This is a genomic window from Aeromonas sp. R7-4 (assembly GCF_040908055.1).
Taxonomy (GTDB): Bacteria; Pseudomonadota; Gammaproteobacteria; order Enterobacterales; family Aeromonadaceae; genus Aeromonas; species Aeromonas sanarellii.
Window position 1 is genome coordinate 92,937 of sequence record NZ_JBFODA010000058.1, and the last position, 18,793, is coordinate 111,729.

The window sequence follows — 18,793 nt, forward strand, 5'->3', positions numbered from 1 at the left end:
TTTGGGCCAAACGGCGGGTATGGCTCGCTCAGCCCTCGGCCACGTCTTCCATAAAGCGCATCGAGAGATCCAGTGCCCGCACGTGTTTGGTCAGCGCCCCCACCGAGATAAAGTCGACGCCGGTCGCGGCATAGCTGGCAAGGGTGTCGAGCGTCACGTTGCCAGAGACCTCCAGCTTGGCGCGTCCCTGGTTCAGGTGGACGGCCTCCTTCATCATGGGGATGTCGAAGTTGTCCAGCATCACGATATCGGCCCGGGCCGCCAGCGCCTGCTCCAGCTCGGCCAGGGATTCGACCTCCACTTCCACCGGCTTGCCCGGATTGAGGTGGCGTGCCTGTGCGATCGCCGGTGCTATACCGCCGCAGGCGAGGATATGGTTCTCCTTGATGAGATAGGCGTCGTAGAGACCGATGCGGTGGTTCTTGCCGCCGCCACAGGTGACCGCATACTTCTGGGCGGTGCGAAGACCGGGCAGGGTCTTGCGGGTGTCGAGCAATCGGCAGTCCGTTCCCTCCAGCTCGGCCACATAACGGGCGGTCAGGGTGGCGACGCCGGAGAGAGTCTGCACGAAGTTGAGGGCATTGCGCTCGCCGGTGAGCAGTACACGGGCGGGGCCATGCAGGCGGAACAGCTCCTGATTGGGGAGGAGGTGCTCGCCATCCTGCACCTTCCACTCCACCCTGACGTCGCCGCCGAGCTGGGCAAACACCTCGTCTACCCAGGGCTGACCGCAGAAGACGCCCGCCTCGCGGGTGATGACTCGCGCAGTCGAGATGCGATCCGCCGGGATCAGCTGGGCGGTGATATCGGCGCTGGCATCCGGTTGGTCCAGTGCGGTGAGGGCATCGCCCAAGTCTTCGAGAAGTGCGGCGCACACGGCGCGGCGGATGTCCTGTTGTAACATGCCTTATTCCTGCAAGGGTCTGAGAAGCAACTGCCTGTCTTTCTGGCGCAATTCCAGCCTGCCCAGGGCATTCATGCCCACCAGGATCTCCTCCCCGTCGGCGGCCGGATTGATAAAGACGGACAAATCGTACAGGGTCAGCGGACCCATCGCCAGACTTTCGATCCGGCCGGTATCGACCAGGATCTCCCCGGCCGCCGTGTTGACCCGGCTGCGGCCGGTGGCGACGAGGCCGAGCCGGGAGGCCACCTGGCTCGGTATGGTCACCCGGGTCGCCCCCGTGTCCAGCAGCAGTTGCACCGGCTGGTCGTTGATGGCACCCTCCAGACGATAATGACCGCTGGCATCCGCCTTGAGCAGCAGATCGCCGCTGGCGGTCACCGACGGTTGTTCGCGACCATGAAAGTAGAGGGTCAGCAGACCCAGCAGCGAGAGCCAGGCGAGCAGCCAGAGACGGCGTGCCATCGGGTGCATAGTATGTCCCACATCGCGCGAGTGAATGGCCAAGCCTAACACAGCTTTACCCGTGGATTCAGGGACTTGTTTCCTGTTTATCACCCCCTTCCCATTGTGAGTCGAGCAGACGATGACACAACCCAGAACCCCGTTTTCCATCGATAGTGAAGGCTGGTGCGAGCAGGCCCGCAAGGTGCCGTCGCCTCATCACAACGAGCGCGCCAGCCCGGACGATGTCTCCCTGCTGGTGATACACGGCATCAGCCTGCCCCCGGGGGAGTTCGGCGGCCCCTTCATCGACGATCTGTTTCTCGGCCGGCTCGATCCCGAGGCGCACCCCTATTTTGCCGGTATCCATCAGCTGAGGGTGTCGGCCCACTGCCTGATCCGCCGGGACGGCGAGCTGGTGCAATACGTGCCGTTCGGTGCCAGAGCCTGGCATGCGGGGGTGTCGAGCTGGGCGGGGCGGGAGGCGTGCAACGACTACTCCATCGGCATCGAACTGGAAGGGACCGACGAGCTTCCCTACTGTGACGTGCAATACGAGGTGCTGTCAGACCTCAGCCGGGCGATTGCTCGCCGTTATCCCGCCATCACGGCGGAGCGGATCGTCGGTCATTGCGACATCGCGCCGGGCCGCAAGACGGATCCGGGAGACAGTTTCGAATGGCTTCGATATCGAGAAAATCTCCACTTTTAGTGAAAAGTGCAAAATTAGTTAGTGTTTTTAGAATCAATGGCTTGCCCTATGGGGCAGGCCATTTTTCATGCTGTTGAGCAAATGTTGCGGGTGAGCGAGCTCACAAATATTGGTCAGACCATTTTCTATGAGCTACATCATGATTCCGCTTTTTTACCCCTAAAGTGGCAAGCCTGCTTCTTGATTCAGATCATATTTTGGGTGGACTTTTTCCAAGCCCTCTGCTAATTTTCGCCCCAACCATAAAATTGGTAATACCAATTTAACAAAGTAGCCTCATGCCCTATATCAAGATTACTCAGCCCAAGCTGGCCGACGCCATCGTCGCCGAGCTGGAAAGCATGATTCTGGAAGGCAGCCTGCAGCCGGGCCAGAAGTTGCCGCCCGAGCGGGAACTCGCCATCCAGTTTCAGGTGTCGCGCCCCTCCCTGCGCGAAGCCATCCAGCGCCTGGAAGCGAGAGGACTCTTGTATCGTCGTCAGGGCGGCGGCACCTATGTGCAGAATGCCCTGAGCAAGGGGATCGCCGATCCCCTGTTCGAACTGCTCAGCACTCACCCGGAAGCCCAGTACGACCTGCTGGAGTTTCGTCATGCGCTGGAAGGCATCTGTGCCTACTACGCGGCGCTGCGGGGCACAGAGGCTGATTTCGAGCGGATCCGCCTGGCGCAGGCCGCCATCGAGGAAGCCGGTCAGCAAGGGTCGCTGGTGGTCGAGTCGGCCGCCGTGACCCAGTTCTATCTGGCCGTGGCCGAGGCCTCCCACAACGTGGTGCTGCTGCATCTGCTGCGGGCCATGGGCCCCATGCTCGAGCAGAACATTTTACGAAACAATGAAATTTTGAATCGCCGTCCGGGAGTGGTCGCCAAGATCCGTCGCCATCGTGCGAGCCTGATCGAGGCTATCCTGTCGGGGGCTCCGGAGCGGGCCAGGGCTGCTTGTCATGAGCACCTGGCCTTTATCGAGGACACCTTGTTGGATATGCAGAGGGAAGACAGCCGGATCCAGCGATCCATGCGTCGGATCCGTCAGCAGGAAAACTAATCCCACAAGGCTTTCTTAATTGTCGAATGCTTGCGCCCTTCGCCGTGCAATGCCGTGCAATCACAACAACATAGGAACCAGCCATGTCTGATATCCTGAAGAACGATGTGGACCCGATAGAAACGCTGGAGTGGCTTGCCTCTCTGGAATCCCTGCTGCGTGAAGAGGGTCCGCAACGCGCTCAGTTCATCCTTGAACAGTTGGCCGAGAAAGCCCGCGCAAGCGGTGTGGACGTGGCTGCCAAGGCAAACCGCGACTACATCAACACCATCCCTGCCAGCGACGAGCCGGCTTACCCGGGCGACCTGGAGATGGAACGCCGCATTCGCGCCATCATCCGCTGGAACGCCATGATGATAGTGCTGCGCGCTTCCAAGAAAGACCTGGACCTGGGTGGTCACATGTCTTCCTTCGCTTCTTCCGCGACCATCTACGAAGTCTGCTACAACCACTTCTTCCGTGCCCGCAACGAGAAGGACGGTGGCGATCTGGTCTACTTCCAGGGTCACATCTCCCCGGGCATCTACGCCCGCGCCTTCGCCGAAGGTCGCCTGACCGAAGAGCAGCTGGACAACTTCCGTCAGGAAGTGGATGGCAAGGGTATTCCTTCCTACCCGCACCCGAAACTGATGCCGGAATTCTGGCAGTTCCCGACCGTCTCCATGGGTCTGGGCCCCATCGCCGCCATCTATCAGGCCCGCTTCCTGAAGTACCTGACCGACCGTGGCATCAAGGATTGCTCCGAGCAGACCGTTTACGCCTTCCTGGGTGACGGCGAGATGGACGAGCCGGAAGCCAAGGGTGCCCTGACCGTTGCCGTGCGCGAGAAGCTCGACAACCTGGTATTCGTGGTCAACTGCAACCTGCAGCGTCTGGACGGCCCGGTTGTCGGCAACGGCAAGGTCATCAACGAGCTGGAAGGCCTGTTCTCCGGCGCCGGCTGGGATGTCACCAAGGTCATCTGGGGTCGCAAGTGGGATGAGCTGCTGAAGAAAGACACTTCCGGCAAGCTGATCCAGCTGATGAACGAGACCGTGGACGGCGACTACCAGACCATGAAGTCCCGCGACGGTGCCTACGTGCGCGAGCACTTCTTCAACCGTTACCCGGAAACCGCCGCGCTGGTCAAAGACATGACCGACGAGGAGATCTTCGCCCTGAACCGCGGTGGTCACGACCCCCGCAAACTGTTCGCCGCCTTCTCCAAGGCTGCACAGACCAAGGGCAAGCCGACCGTGATCCTGGCCAAGACCATCAAGGGCTATGGCATGGGCGAAGCGGCCGAAGGCAAGAACATCGCTCACCAGGTCAAGAAGATGGATCTGGGCTCGGTGCGTCACCTGCGCGATCGTTTCAACCTGCCGGTCACCGACGAGCAGCTGGAAAACCTGCCGTACCTGAAGATCGAAGAGGGTACCGAAGAGCACAAGTACCTGCACGCCCGCCGTGCCGCGCTGAAGGGCTATGTACCGACCCGTCTGCGCGAGAGCACCACCAAGCTGGAAATCCCGGCGCTGGATGCCTTCGGTCCGCTGCTGGGCGAACAGGCGCGCGAAATTTCCACCACCATGGCGTTCGTGCGTTCCCTGAACGTGATGCTGAAAGACAAGTCCATCGGCAAGCGCATCGTGCCGATCCTGGCTGACGAAGCCCGCACCTTCGGTATGGAAGGCCTGTTCCGCCAGATCGGTATCTACAGCCCGCACGGCCAGCAGTACACCCCGCAAGACCGCGACATCGTCTCCTACTACAAGGAAGACAAGCAGGGTCAGGTTCTGCAAGACGGTATCAACGAGCTGGGCGCCATGTCCTCCTGGCTGGCTGCTGCCACCTCTTACAGCACCAACGATTGCCCGATGATCCCGTTCTACATCTACTACTCCATGTTCGGCTTCCAGCGGATCGGCGACATGGCGTGGGCAGCCGGTGACCAGCAAGCCCGTGGCTTCCTGCTGGGCGCGACCTCCGGTCGTACCACCCTCAACGGCGAAGGTCTGCAACACGAAGATGGTCACAGCCACATCCTGGCCAACACCATCCCGAACTGCATCTCCTACGACCCCTCCTACGCCTACGAAGTGGCGGTGATCGTACAGGACGGCCTGCGCCGCATGTACGGTGAGAACCCGGAGAACGTGTTCTACTACATCACCACCCTGAACGAGAACTACGCCATGCCGGCCATGCCGGAAGGCGCCGAGGAAGGCATCCGCAAGGGTATCTACAAGCTGGAAACCGTGGCCGGCACCAAGGCCAAGGTACAGCTGCTGGGTTGTGGTTCCATCCTGGGTCACGTGCGCACTGCCGCCCAGATCCTGGCCAGCGAGTACGGCGTGGGTTCCGACGTGTTCAGCGTCACCTCCTTCAACGAACTGGCTCGTGACGGTCAGGACGCGGATCGCTGGAACATGCTGCACCCGACCGCCGAAGCGCGTGTGCCCTACATCGCTCAGGTACTGGGTTCCGAAGCCACCATAGCCGCGACCGACTACATGAAGTCCTTCGCCGATCAGGTGCGTGCCTTCGTTCCGACCGAGAACTACCGTGTGCTGGGTACCGACGGTTACGGCCGTTCCGACAGCCGTGCCAACCTGCGTCGTCACTTCGAAGTGAACGAGTTCTACGTAGTGGTTGCTGCCCTGACCGAACTGGCCAAGCGCGGCGAGGTAGACAAGCAGGTGGTGGCCGACGCCATCGCCAAGTACGGCATCGATGCCGACAAGGTCAACCCGCTGTACGCGTAAGAGGATTGAGTGTCGCGCCGGGTATCCGGCGCGACCTTGCCTGGGTTTAAACGGATAACGCGGGATGCGCGTGGTGATGCTCAGGCAGCCACGCGGATGCACGCAAGAGGATAAAGCGCAATGTCCAAACAGATTATGGTGCCGGATATCGGTGCCGATGAAGTTGAAGTCACCGAGATCATGGTGGCCGTGGGTGACAAGGTCGAGCTGGACCAGTCCCTGATCGCCGTGGAAGGTGACAAGGCCTCCATGGAAGTCCCGGCCCCCGCCGCCGGTATCGTCAAAGAGATCCTGATCAAGGTGGGCGACAAGGTTGCCACCGGTTCCCAGATCATGGTCTTCGAAGCCGAGGGTGCTGCCGCACCGGCTCAGGCCCAGGCTGCTGCCCCGGTTGCTGCCGCGCCGGCCTCAGCTCCTGCTGCCGCCGCTCGCCAGGACGTCAACGTGCCGGACATCGGTGGTGACGAAGTCGAAGTGACTGAAATCATGGTGGCCGTGGGCGACATGGTTGAAGCCGACCAGTCCATCATCGCCGTGGAAGGTGACAAGGCCTCCATGGAAGTGCCGGCACCGTTCGCCGGTCGCGTGGTCGAGATCAAGGTTGCCGCCGGCGCCAAGGTTTCCACCGGCTCCCTGGTGATGGTGTTCGAAGTGGCGGGCGCTGCCCCGGCCGCCGTCGCCGCGCCGGCTCCTGCTGCCGCCCCTGTGGCTGCCGCTGCTCCGGTTGCCGCCGGTGCCAAAGACGTCAAGGTGCCGGACATCGGCGGTGACGAAGTGGAAGTGACCGAGATCATGGTCGCCGTGGGTGACAAGGTTGAAGCCGACCAGTCCCTGATCACCGTGGAAGGCGACAAGGCCTCCATGGAAGTGCCTGCGCCGTTCGCCGGTGTGGTCAAGGAGATCAAGGTGAAGGCGGGTGACAAGGTCTCCACCGGTTCCCTGATCATGGTATTCGAAGTGGCTGGTGCCGCGTCGGCTGCCGTGGCTGCTCCGGCTCCTGCCGCAGCGCCTGTTGCTGCCGCTCCGGCTGCCGCCGCCCCTGCAACCGTTGCCCAGGCTGCTGCTGCCTCCGACTTCGTCGCCAACGACGCCTACGTCCACGCCTCCCCGGCGGTACGCCGTCTGGCGCGTGAGTTCGGTGTCAACCTGGCCAAGGTGAAAGCCTCCGGCCGCAAGGGTCGCATCGTCAAAGAAGACGTGCAGGCCTACGTGAAGGATGCGGTCAAGCGCGCCGAGTCCGCTCCGGCTGCCGGCACCGGCACTGGCAACGGCATGAGCGTCGTGGCCTGGCCGAAGGTTGATTTCAGCAAGTTCGGCCCGGTCGAAGAGCTGGAGCTGACCCGTATCCAGAAGATCTCCGGTCCTGCCCTGCACCGCAACTGGGCCATGATCCCCCACGTCACCCAGTTCGACGAAGCCGATACCACGGATCTGGAAGCGTTCCGCAAAGAGCAGAACATCCTGGCCGAGAAGCAGAAGCTGGACGTGAAGATCACCCCGCTGGTGTTCATCCTGAAGGCGGCCGCCAAGGCCCTGGAAGCCCATCCGCGCTTCTGCAGCGCCCTGTCCGAAGACGGCAGCAAGCTGATCATGAAGAAGTACATCCACATCGGTGTGGCGGTGGATACCCCCAACGGCCTGGTGGTTCCGGTGGTTCGCGACGTCAACAAGAAGGGCATCCACGAGCTGTCCCGCGATCTGGCCGAGATCTCCAAGAAGGCCCGTGCCGGCAAGCTGACCGCTGCCGACATGCAGGGCGGTTGCTTCACCATCTCCAGCCTGGGTGGCATCGGCGGTACCAGCTTTACCCCGATCGTCAACGCGCCGGAAGTGGCCATCCTGGGCGTCTCCAAGTCCGAGATGAAGCCGAAGTGGAACGGTAAAGAGTTCGTGCCGCGTCTGATGCTGCCGCTGGCTCTGAGCTACGACCACCGCGTCATCGATGGCGCCGACGGTGCCCGCTTCATCACCACCCTGAGTGGTGTGTTGTCCGACATTCGTCGACTGGTCCTGTAAGTGAGAGGGCGGGCCCAGAGCCCGCCCTTTTTGCTTCTCATTTCGTTAACAGGATTGTAAACTTGCCCCGTTTTTTTCACGGCTGCAGCCGCCTTGCTTGGCATAAGACTGTGCTGTCCGGGGATATAAGAACGACAAAGAGGTCATGATGAGTAAAGAAATCAAAACCCAGGTCGTAGTACTGGGTGCTGGCCCTGCCGGTTATTCCGCTGCCTTCCGTGCGGCCGACTTGGGTCTGGATACCATTATCGTCGAGCGTTACTCCACCCTGGGTGGCGTCTGCCTGAATGTGGGTTGCATCCCGTCCAAGGCACTGCTGCACGTCGCCAAAGTCATTGAAGAAGCCAAGGCGCTGGCCGAGCACGGCATCGTCTTCGGTGCCCCGCAGACCGACATCGACAAGGTGCGCCTGTGGAAAGAGAAGGTCATCAACCAGCTGACCGGCGGTCTGGCTGGCATGGCTAAGATGCGTAAAGTCCAGGTCGTGAACGGCTTCGGCAAGTTCACCGGCCCGAACACGCTGGAAGTGGAAGGCGCCGACGGCAAGACCACAGTCACCTTCGACAACGCCATCATCGCCGCCGGTTCCCGTCCGGTGAAGCTGCCGTTCATCCCCCATGACGACCCCCGCGTATGGGACTCTACCGATGCGCTGGAACTGACGACCGTACCTGGCAAGCTGCTGGTCATCGGTGGCGGCATCATCGGTCTGGAGATGGGGACAGTGTACTCCTCCCTGGGTTCCGAGATCGACGTGGTGGAATTTGCCGACCAGCTGGTACCGGCTGCCGACAAAGACATCGTCAAGATCTACACCAAGCGCGTTGCCAAGAAATTCAACATCATGCTGGAGACCAAGGTCACCGCCGTTGAGGCCCGTGAAGACGGCCTGTACGTCTCCTACGAAGGCAAGCACGCCCCGGCCGAGCCGGTTCGCTACGACAACGTGCTGGTTGCCGTTGGCCGTGTGCCGAACGGCAAGATGCTGGATGCCGAGAAGGCGGGCGTTGCCGTCAACGAGCGCGGTTTCATCGAGGTGGACAAGCAACTGCGTACCAACGTGGCCCACATCCACGCCATCGGCGACATCGTCGGTCAGCCCATGCTGGCCCACAAGGGTGTGCACGAAGGTCACGTGGCGGCCGAAGTCATCGCCGGCAAGAAGCACTACTTCGACCCGAAAGTGATCCCGTCCATCGCCTACACCGAGCCGGAGATGGCCTGGGTGGGTCTGACCGAGAAGGAAGCCAAGCAACAGGGCCTGAACTTCGAAGTCGCCACCTTCCCCTGGGCAGCTTCCGGTCGCGCCATCGCCTCCGACTGCGCCGACGGCATGACCAAGCTGATCTTCGACAAGGAGAGCGGCCGCGTCATCGGTGGTGCCATCGTGGGTACCAACGGCGGTGAGCTGCTGGGTGAAATCGGTCTGGCCATCGAGATGGGTGCAGACGCCGAAGACATCGCGCTGACCATCCACGCTCACCCGACTCTGCACGAGTCCGTGGGCCTGGCTGCCGAAGTGTTCGAAGGCTCCATCACCGACCTGCCGAACGCCAAGGCCAAGAAGAAGAAATAAGTCCCTTCTTCCCGCCCATGAAAAGCCGCTCCCAGGAGCGGCTTTTTTTGTTTTTTGACGATGAAAGAGATTTGTTCGAGGCTGTTTGCTATGCTGGGAACAATCCTGTTCACCGCCCTTCCTGCCATGCAAGCACCCCCTATTTCCGAATACGAACAGCAGCGCCTCGATGGCCTTCGCCGCCTCGCCATCCTGGATACCACGGCGGAGGAGCGCTTCGACCGCATTACCCGGATGGCGCGCAACATGTTCGAGGTGCCCATCTCCCTCATCTCCCTGGTGGATGAGGAGCGGCAGTGGTTCAAGTCACGCTGCGGTCTGGATGCGCAAGAGACCCCGCGGGACATCTCCTTCTGCGGTCACGCCATCCTCGGCGAGGGGATCTTCGTGGTGGAGGATGCGACCCGGGATCCGCGCTTCGCCGACAATCCGCTGGTGCTGGGGGCTCCCCATATCCGTTTCTATGCCGGCTGCCCCCTGCATATCGCCGGGGGTTACAAGGTGGGTACCCTCTGCCTCATCGACCACAAGCCGCGCCATCTGGATGAACGTCAGCAGTCCCTGTTGACGGATCTGGCGGGCATGGTGGAGCACGAGCTGGCCGCCATCCAGTTGGCGATCCTGGACGAGCTGACCGGCATCACCAATCGCCGCGGCTTCGTCATGCTGGGACAGAAGTGCCTGCAACTCTCCCATCGGCAGGGACGGGAGGCGAGCCTGCTGTTCCTCGATCTGAACCGCTTCAAGGAGATCAACGACAGCCTTGGCCACGAGGTGGGGGACGATGCCCTGCGCCAGATGGCGCGCTTGCTGTGCAAGGTGTTTCGCAATGCCGACATCTTCGCCCGCCTGGGGGGCGATGAGTTCGTTGTGTTGCTGCCGGGCATAGGACCCGGGCTGGTGCCACGGGTACTTGCCCGTTTCGACGAGGCGTTGGCGCGATTCAACCTGGAGGCGGGAAAACCCTATCGGCTGGCCTGTTCCACCGGGGTCGCGCATTATGATCCGGCCATGCCCCCCGAGCTGGAACTCCTCTTGATGCAGGCCGACCGGCAGATGTACGACCACAAGAGAGGGCGTTAGCAGCGCCCCTTCTTGGCCTGCCCGGGTGGGCAGAAGGTGCGATAGCCGCCATGGTGGTGGTCATAGTAGTCACGGCGGTAATACCCATCACGGTAATAATGATCATCGTAATGGCGATAGTAATGACGATGGTAGCCGTCAGTGACCCGGATATGGGCGTCATCCACGCTGAAGTCTGCGCCGTGTACCCGTACCGGGCCGCTGGCGCAACCGCTGAGCAAGATGCCAAGCAGTACCATCAGAATCCGCTTGTCCATAACAACCTCCTAGGGTTTCCCTGATTATGCTGCCCTTTGCCAAGAACACAGGGAGGCATTGAGGGGGCTGCGTCATGACTTGCCGCTGGCATGACGGGCCGAATGGGGCGGCTGTCGGTGGGGGGAGCATGCAGAGGGGTTGCCAGCACGGGAAGCAGCCTGTGCTGGCGCGGTCGTGGCACCGTGCACCTGAGTTGCCGTCCGAGACGAGGGCGTCGTTTCTGCGGCCTGACGAGTTCCAGCCGGGTGTAAAAAAGGGCGCTAGCAGCGCCCCTTCTTGGCCTGCCCCGGCGGGCAGAAGGTACCGTAACCCCCTCGATCCCCGTCGCTGACCCGGATCCTGGCATCCCCCACGCTCACATCGGCGCTGTGCACCCGCGTCGGGCCGCTGCTGCAGGCGCTGAGCAAGCCCGCCAGCAATGTGATCACAACCAGTTTACTCATGATACCTCCCGTTATTTCCCTCTATTATGGCGCAGCTTGGCATGAGGAAGCTTGAGGGGGCGGGCGGACCTGCGTCACGGCCTGCCGTAGTGCAATCAGGGCGCGTCACGGCACGCCCTGTTTGCAGGTGGAAGGGGTGGCTCATAGCCGGAAGTTGCCGACCAGCTTGTCGAGCTCGCCGGAGAGCTGCTGCAGGCTGCGGCTGGACTCGGTGAGCTGGTGGGCGATATCGGCCGTCTCCATGGTGAGCTGGTTGATGTCCTCCACATTGCGGTTGATCTCGCCCACCACGCTGGACTGCTCCTCGGTGGCGGTGGCGACCTGGATGTTCATGTCGCTGATCTGGGTGATGTGGCCGGTGATCTGGTCGAGGGCACCGTTGGCCTCGTCGGCCTGGGCCACCACCAGCTGGCTCTGGTTGCGGCCCTGAGCCATGGCGCTGACCGCGCGGGCGCTCTGCTCCTGGAGGCTGTTGATCATCACCTGGATCTCGGCGGTGGAGGCGGCGGAGCGGCTGGCGAGGTTGCGCACCTCGTCGGCCACCACGGCGAAGCCGCGGCCCTGCTCGCCGGCGCGGGCGGCCTCGATGGCGGCGTTGAGGGCCAGCAGGTTGGTCTGCTCGGAGATGCTGCGGATGGTGTCGAGGATGCTGCCGATGGAGTCGGTCTGGCTGGCCAGGGACTCGATGACCCCGGCGACCTGCTCGATCTCGCCGGAGAGGCCGACGATGCCGTGGCGGGCCTGGGCCACCACCTGGGCCCCCGCATCGGCCTGCTCGTTGGCCTGTTTGGCAACGTCGGCGGCGAGCGACGCGTTGCCGGCGATCTCGCTCACTGTGGCGCCCATCTCGTGGATGGCGGTGGCGACCTGGACGGTGCGATCCCGCTGGGCGGTGCAGTTGTGCTGGGTGAGCTGGGCCTTGGCGGCCACCTCGTTGGCGGTGGCGGCGAGCTGGCGGGAGTTGTTCGCCACCTGCTCGATGGAGCCGTGGATCTTGGTGACGAAGTTGTTGAAGCCGGTGGCCACCTGGGCCAGCTCGTCACGGCCATCGACCCTGAGGCGCTGGGTCAGATCGCCGTCACCGCTGCCGAGTTCCCGGAACAGACGGGCCAGCTCGTTGAGCGGGCGGCTGACCGAACCGGCCAGCAGCACGCCGAGCAGCCCCATGCCGACGGCGATGGCCAGGCTGACCAGCAGGATGTGCAGCCGAGCCCGATCCAGTTCCGCATAGATCTCGGCTTCAGGCACCTGGGCCACCAGATACCAGTCGAGCAGGGGGATATAGCTGGTGGCCAGGATCACCGGCTGGCCGTCGATCTCGGCACGGGTGGCGGCGAACGGCTGCTTGTTGAGCAGGTTGGTGCTGCTGCCGCTGGCCAGCTGGGTCAGGTTGTCCCGATCGATGCGGGCGGCGTCGGGGTGCAGCTTCACCCGGCCGCTGCCATCGGTCATGAAGACGAAGCCGCTGTCGCCGATGCGGAAGTCGGCCAGCATGCCGACCATGCTGTCGAGGGACTTGGCGAGGCCGGCGAGGCCGCGGCCGTCGAGCTGCTGGAAGTTGACGAACAGCTTCACCTCGCCGTTGGTCTCGCGAAAGATGCTGAGCATCAGCTCCTGGCGGCTCTTGGTGTAGTCGTAGAACCAGCCGTCCTGGTCGTGGTTCAGGGTGCGCAGGAAGCCGTCCTGGTTGTAGTAGGCGGCACTCTGCCGATCGGCGAAGGAGGCGGTGACCAGGCCGTACTGGGCCGTCATGTCCTTGAGCTGATCGATGAGGATGGACTCCTGCTCCTTGGGCATGCCACGGGCGACCCAGTCCAGCACGAAGCGATCGTTGGCCAGCTGTCTGGCGGCGCCGGCGACCGAGGTGAGATCCTTCTCGATCTCCTTGCCGATGCGCTGGGTCAGGTTCGGCAGCTCCTGCTCGAACATGCGGGTCTCGATCAGCTGCTGGGCCGAGCGCTGGCTGAAATAACCCACCAGCAGGCAGGAGAGCGCCACGGCCAGGATGACGGTGGCCAGAATTTTCTGTTTGAGTGTCAGGTTTGCGAACATGGGCGTGACTCGGGTGTGGACCTGGAATTTGAACTCATATTAGCGGCCGAACGGGCGCTTTCTTGAGCGGGTGGGGTGTTTATTGCCGATTAACGTTTGCGCTCACATCAGGCCAGGACTGGATTGGCGCCGTTTTATCCCCGCATTGGCCGTCACCGCCCCGGGGCATCTCGCCAGCACCCCGGGTTGCGGTTAAAGTGCTTCCACTTATAGTAGGCAGCACCTGGTCGGCAGACCGGCCTCGACTCTTACCGGATCAATGGACACTCATATGCGCATCTTTCATCGGGGATGGACCCACCTGATTATGCTCCTGCTGGCGACCCTGCCCTTCATGGCGGCGGCCGAGGCGAACGATCCCCTGCCTGTGACCCAGGTCCAGGGCGCGGCCAAGGGGGAGCGGCCCAGAATTGCCCTGGTGTTGAGCGGCGGCGGTGCCAAGGGCTCTGCCCACATCGGGGTGCTCAAGGTGCTGGAGGAGAAGCGGATCCCGGTGGACATCATCGTCGGGACCAGCATGGGTTCCTACGTGGCGGGCATGTACGCCATGGGGCTCAGTGCCGAGGAGGTGGAGCGCACCACGCTCGCCATCGACTGGAACAAGGGGTATCAGGACAAGGTAGGCCGGGACGAGCTCTCCCTGCGCAAGAAGCAGCAGAGCGAGAAGTACCAGCTGCGCACCGACATCGGGGTCAACGGCGATCAGACCCAGCTGCCTGACGGCTTCTTCCAGGGGCAGTCCATGGCCAGCCTGCTGCGCCACGCCACCTCCAACCTGCCGGCGCAGAAGAGTTTCGACGATCTGCCCATCCCCTATCGCGCCGTGGCGACCGACATGGAGACGGTCACCCCCTTCGTGCTGGATCACGGCAGCCTCGCCAAGGCGATGCAGGCCTCCATGTCCATCCCGGGTGCCCTCAAGCCGGTGGACTGGGAGGGGCGCATCCTGGCCGACGGCGGCACCGTCAACAACATGCCGGTGGACGTGGCCAAGGCCATGGGGGCCGACGTGGTGATCGCGGTGGACATCGGCGCCAAGCTGCGCACCCGGGAATCCTTGAAGTCGGGGCTGGCCATGATCGACCAGCTCACCACCTACATGACCCAGGTGGGGACCGAGAAGCAGAAGGCGCTGCTCGGTCCAAACGACATACTGCTGACGCCGGAATTCGGCAACATGGGCATCGCCGACTTCGCCCTGATGCCGGAGGGGATCAAGCAGGGGGAGGCGGTAGCCAGCCGTGCGGCCATCCAGCTTGACGCCCTCTCCCTCTCTCCCGATGCCTACGCCGAGTATCGCAACCAGAAGCTGAGCCGCCGTGCCGAGCGCAGCGGCCAGCCGGCCTACTACATCGACAAGGTGGAGATCATCAACAAGTCGCGCCTCTCGGACGACACCGTGCGCGCCATGCTCAATGTGCGGCCGGACAAGGTGCAGACCTATGAGAGCCTGGAGGCGGGGATCCGCCGCCTCTACGCTCTGGAGTCGTTCGATCGCATCACCTACGAGGTGGAGGAGCGGGGCGGCGAGAACGTGCTGGTGGTGGATGCCAGCGAGAAGAACTGGGGGCCTGGTTACCTGAACTTCCAGCTCGGCTTCTCCGACGACTTCGAGAGCAGCTCCAACTACAACGTCGGCATGTCCTACACCCTCACCAACGTCAACGAGTGGGGGGCCGAGTGGCTGACCGAGGCGTCGCTCGGCACGGCCAAGCATCTCAAGACCGACTTCTACACGCCGCTGGAGCCGTCTCAGACCTACTACGGCGAGGCGAGCCTGGCCTATGACAAGACTCAGCGCCGTGTCTTCTTCCCGGAGGAGGATGCGGCGTCGTCCGGGGTGAGCTACCTGGACTCGGAGTACAGCTTCACCAGCGTGGATCTCGCCGTTGGCTGGAACCGCCAGCCCTGGAGCCGACTCTCCCTGGGGTTGGAGGGCAAGGTCGGCAATGTCGAGATCCAGAACCTCGCCAATGCGGATGCCGATGCCTCCGCCTGGGGGCCCTATATGCGCTTCGAGCACGACACCCTCGACAGCCGCTACTTCCCCTATCAGGGCGTCTACTGGGACATCAAGGGGGGGTATTCCCACATCGAGCTGGACCCGTCAGACGGGCCGTCCGAGCAGACCGAGGGGATGAACTACCGGCTGGTGATGATCAAGCCCTGGTCCTGGGACAGGCACAGTCTCAACCTGATGCTGGAGGGGGGCGGCTCGACTTCTGAGGAGACGGTGCCGCTGTTCGTGCAGGATCTCGGCGGCCTGTTCCGCATGTCCGGCTTCCAGCACTACCAGTTGAGCGGCCGTTACAGCCTGTTCAGCGGCCTGCGCTACATCTACCGGGTGGCGGACAACGACTTCGGGGCCATCAAGGCGCCCCTGTTCCTCGGGGGCTCCCTGGAGCAGGGGGGCGTCTGGGACAAGGGGAGGGACATCAGCCTGGAGTCTTCCTATACCTCGGGGTCCGTCTACGTGGGGGTGGAGAGCTTCCTCGGCCCCATCTTCCTCGGCTATGGCGTGGCGGAGGGGGGGCATGACATGTTCTATCTGCAATTGGGCACTACGTTCCAATAAGGATGAAATGATGCCTTTTTGTTAATTCGTCATTGGTGAGAGTCTTGTCATTTTTAAAAAGATCAATGTTTTTATATTGTTATGCTGGTTTGTTGAATAACTGTACAGGGTTTGGATTTTAATTAGTCGTTAAAACTTATATAGTGGGGGGCACCCTACGGGTGTCCCGCAAGGACGATCGCCGCGAGCTTGGGCGAACCCCCAAAAAAAGACCAAAGAGGAATTAGTCGTGCTTGAAACATACCGTAAACACGTCGCAGAACGTGCCGCCGAAGGCGTGGTTGCCAAACCTCTGGACGCAGAGCAGGTCGCCGCCCTGGTTGAGCTGATCAAGAATCCGCCCGCCGGCGAACAGGACTTTCTGAAAGAACTGTTGTCCTCCCGCATTCCCCCGGGTGTCGATGAAGCGGCCTATGTCAAAGCCGGCTTCCTCACCGCCGTCGCCAAGGGCGAGGCCCATTCTCCCATCCTGACCGCCGCCGAGGCCGTCGAACTGCTCGGCACCATGCAGGGTGGCTACAACATCCAGCCGCTCATCGACCTGCTGGACGATGCGACCCTGGCTCCTCTTGCCGCCAAGGGCCTCTCCCACACCCTGCTGATGTTCGACTCCTTCCACGACGTGGAAGAGAAGGCCAAGGCGGGCAACGCCCATGCCAAGCGGGTGCTGCAATCCTGGGCCGATGCCGAGTGGTTCCTCTCCCGCCCGGCCCTGGCCGAGAAGATCACCGTCACCGTATTCAAGGTGCCCGGCGAAACCAACACCGACGATCTGTCGCCGGCCCCGGACGCCTGGTCCCGTCCCGACATTCCGCTGCACGCCCTGGCGATGCTGAAGAACGCCCGTCCCGGCATCACACCGGACAAGGACGGCGTCATCGGCCCCATCAAGACCATAGACGCGCTGAAAGAGCAGGGCTTCCCGCTGGCTTACGTGGGTGATGTGGTCGGTACCGGCTCTTCCCGTAAATCCGCCACCAACTCCGTGCTCTGGTTCATGGGCGACGACATTCCGTTCGTACCGAACAAGCGCGCCGGCGGCGTCTGCCTCGGCGGCAAGATTGCCCCCATCTTCTTCAACACCATGGAAGATGCCGGCGCCCTGCCCATCGAGGTGGACGTCTCTGCACTTGCGATGGGTGACGTGATCGACATCTTCCCCTATGAGGGCAAGATCACCCGCCACGGCACGGGCGAAGTGCTGGCGCAGTTCGAACTGAAAACCGAGGTGCTGATCGACGAAGTGCGCGCCGGTGGCCGCATTCCGCTGATCATCGGCCGCGGCCTGACCGACAAGGCCCGCGAGGCCCTGGGTCTGCCGTTCTCTACCGTGTTCCGCCGTCCGCAGCCCGTCGCCGACACCGGCAAGGGCTTCACCCTGGCCCAGAAGATGGTGGGCAAGGCGTGCGGCGTGAAGGGCGTGCGCCCGGGCACCTACTGCGAACCCAGGATGACCACGGTCGGCTCCCAGGACACCACGGGCCCCATGACCCGAGACGAGCTGAAGGATCTCGCCTGCCTCGGCTTCTCCGCCGATCTGACCATGCAGTCCTTCTGCCACACAGCGGCCTATCCCAAGCCCATCGACGTACAGACCCACCACACCCTGCCGGACTTCATCATGAACCGCGGCGGTGTGAGCTTGCGTCCGGGCGACGGCGTCATCCACTCCTGGCTGAACCGCATGCTGCTGCCGGATACCGTGGGGACAGGTGGTGACTCCCACACCCGTTTCCCCATCGGCATCTCCTTCCCGGCGGGCTCCGGCCTCGTGGCCTTCGCCGCCGCCACCGGCGTGATGCCGCTGGACATGCCGGAATCCGTGCTGGTGCGCTTCAAGGGCGAACTGCAGCCGGGCATCACCTTGCGTGACCTGGTCCATGCCATCCCCTACGCCGCCATCCAGAAAGGGCTGCTGACCGTCGAGAAAGCGGGCAAGAAGAACATCTTCTCCGGCCGCATCCTCGAGATCGAGGGGCTGCCGACCCTGAAGGTGGAGCAGGCGTTCGAACTGGCAGACGCCAGCGCCGAGCGTTCCGCCGCCGGTTGCACCATCAAGCTGGATAAAGAGCCGATCATCGAGTATCTGAAGTCCAACATCGTGATGCTGAAGTGGATGCTCTCCGAAGGCTACGGCGACGTGCGCACCATCACCCGCCGCATCAAGGGGATGGAAGAGTGGCTGGCCAACCCGGTGCTGATGGAGGCGGACAAGGATGCCGAGTACGCCGAGATCATCGAGATCGATCTGGCCACCATCAAGGAGCCGATCCTGTGCGCGCCGAACGATCCGGACGACGCCCGTCTGCTGAGCGATGTGGCCGGCGATCAGATCGACGAGGTGTTCATCGGTTCCTGCATGACCAACATCGGCCACTTCCGCGCCGCCGGCAAACTGCTCGAGAAGTATCAGGGCGAGCTGCCGACCCGCATGTGGATAGCCCCGCCCACCAAGATGGACAAGGATCAGCTGACCGAAGAGGGCTATTACGGCATCTTCGGTCGGGTCGGTGCCCGCATCGAAATACCCGGCTGTTCCCTCTGCATGGGCAACCAGGCGCGGGTAGCGGAAGGGGCCTCCGTGGTCTCCACCTCCACCCGCAACTTCCCGAACCGTCTGGGCAAGGGTGCCAACGTCTACCTGGCCTCTGCCGAGCTGGCTGCGGTTGCCGCCATCATCGGCAAGATCCCGACCGTGGCCGAGTACCTGCAGTACGCCAAGACCCTGGACGCCACTGCGGCCGACACCTATCGCTACCTCAACTTCAACGAGATCGCCTCCTACACCAGGAAGGCCGATGCGGTGATCCTGCAACAGGCGGTATAAGGCCTGCCGGTCTGACCACTGAAAATAACAATGCCGCGTCTTGACGCGGCATTTTCCATTTCAGGGGGCTGCGCGATAATGGGGCCCCATGCCCAGTGACGGCCTTGTCGATCCGC

The 18,793-nt window shown here is 62.6% G+C and carries 13 protein-coding genes; 8 read left to right on the forward strand and 5 right to left on the reverse strand.

The genetic code is table 11. From position 1 onward, the window contains the following. Window positions 1–28: 28 nt before the first annotated feature. Together nadC and AB5Y72_RS15800 are read right to left on the reverse strand one after the other, a co-directional pair. The gene (gene nadC / locus AB5Y72_RS15795) at window positions 29–904 is read right to left on the reverse strand and encodes a carboxylating nicotinate-nucleotide diphosphorylase (RefSeq protein WP_368199207.1); all 876 of its coding nucleotides are present in this window, start codon (window positions 902–904) and stop codon (window positions 29–31) included. A gap of 3 nt (window positions 905–907) precedes the next feature. After that, on the reverse strand, window positions 908–1,378 hold the full coding sequence (locus AB5Y72_RS15800; protein ID WP_042077632.1) for a TIGR02281 family clan AA aspartic protease: 471 nt from the start codon (window positions 1,376–1,378) through the stop codon (window positions 908–910). Between the two features lie 112 nt (window positions 1,379–1,490). Here AB5Y72_RS15800 and ampD point away from each other — a divergent pair, with 112 nt between their 5' ends. The 6 genes from ampD to AB5Y72_RS15830 all read left to right on the forward strand — a co-directional run bounded on the left by ampD (window position 1,491) and on the right by AB5Y72_RS15830 (window position 10,522). Then, window positions 1,491–2,060: a 1,6-anhydro-N-acetylmuramyl-L-alanine amidase AmpD gene (gene ampD / locus AB5Y72_RS15805; protein WP_219143434.1), complete on the forward strand. Its 570-nt coding sequence runs from the start codon at window positions 1,491–1,493 to the stop codon at window positions 2,058–2,060. A 278-nt stretch (window positions 2,061–2,338) separates the two neighbouring features. After that, the gene (gene pdhR / locus AB5Y72_RS15810) at window positions 2,339–3,103 is read left to right on the forward strand and encodes a pyruvate dehydrogenase complex transcriptional repressor PdhR (RefSeq protein WP_010675815.1); all 765 of its coding nucleotides are present in this window, start codon (window positions 2,339–2,341) and stop codon (window positions 3,101–3,103) included. A gap of 83 nt (window positions 3,104–3,186) precedes the next feature. Continuing rightward, the gene (gene aceE, locus AB5Y72_RS15815) at window positions 3,187–5,847 is read left to right on the forward strand and encodes a pyruvate dehydrogenase (acetyl-transferring), homodimeric type (protein ID WP_336582592.1); all 2,661 of its coding nucleotides are present in this window, start codon (window positions 3,187–3,189) and stop codon (window positions 5,845–5,847) included. 120 nt (window positions 5,848–5,967) lie between these two features. Further along, on the forward strand, window positions 5,968–7,863 hold the full coding sequence (gene aceF / locus AB5Y72_RS15820; RefSeq protein ID WP_368199209.1) for a pyruvate dehydrogenase complex dihydrolipoyllysine-residue acetyltransferase: 1,896 nt from the start codon (window positions 5,968–5,970) through the stop codon (window positions 7,861–7,863). A 148-nt stretch (window positions 7,864–8,011) separates the two neighbouring features. Continuing rightward, window positions 8,012–9,439 carry a dihydrolipoyl dehydrogenase gene (gene lpdA / locus AB5Y72_RS15825; RefSeq protein WP_042077639.1) on the forward strand — a complete coding sequence of 476 codons (1,428 nt, stop codon included), beginning with the start codon at window positions 8,012–8,014 and terminating at the stop codon, window positions 9,437–9,439. Between the two features lie 126 nt (window positions 9,440–9,565). Next, window positions 9,566–10,522 carry a diguanylate cyclase gene (locus tag AB5Y72_RS15830; RefSeq protein WP_042077698.1) on the forward strand — a complete coding sequence of 319 codons (957 nt, stop codon included), beginning with the start codon at window positions 9,566–9,568 and terminating at the stop codon, window positions 10,520–10,522. Here AB5Y72_RS15830 and AB5Y72_RS15835 read toward each other — a convergent pair. From AB5Y72_RS15835 to AB5Y72_RS15845, 3 genes are all read right to left on the reverse strand, one after another. After that, complete coding sequence (locus AB5Y72_RS15835; protein WP_084202841.1) at window positions 10,519–10,779, reverse strand: hypothetical protein; 261 nt, start codon at window positions 10,777–10,779, stop codon at window positions 10,519–10,521. The genes AB5Y72_RS15830 and AB5Y72_RS15835 overlap by 4 nt on opposite strands. 261 nt (window positions 10,780–11,040) lie before the next feature. Continuing rightward, window positions 11,041–11,223, reverse strand: a complete 183-nt coding sequence (locus AB5Y72_RS15840) for a hypothetical protein (RefSeq protein WP_042077642.1) — start codon at window positions 11,221–11,223, stop codon at window positions 11,041–11,043. A gap of 141 nt (window positions 11,224–11,364) precedes the next feature. After that, complete coding sequence (locus AB5Y72_RS15845) at window positions 11,365–13,275, reverse strand: methyl-accepting chemotaxis protein (RefSeq protein ID WP_325783481.1); 1,911 nt, start codon at window positions 13,273–13,275, stop codon at window positions 11,365–11,367. Between the two features lie 271 nt (window positions 13,276–13,546). On the opposite strand from AB5Y72_RS15845, the gene AB5Y72_RS15850 reads away from it, so the two are divergent. Further along, on the forward strand, window positions 13,547–15,850 hold the full coding sequence (locus AB5Y72_RS15850; protein WP_325783482.1) for a patatin-like phospholipase family protein: 2,304 nt from the start codon (window positions 13,547–13,549) through the stop codon (window positions 15,848–15,850). A 229-nt stretch (window positions 15,851–16,079) separates the two neighbouring features. Beyond that, complete coding sequence (gene acnB, locus AB5Y72_RS15855) at window positions 16,080–18,677, forward strand: bifunctional aconitate hydratase 2/2-methylisocitrate dehydratase (RefSeq protein WP_325783483.1); 2,598 nt, start codon at window positions 16,080–16,082, stop codon at window positions 18,675–18,677. The last annotated feature ends 116 nt before the right edge of the window (window positions 18,678–18,793 follow it).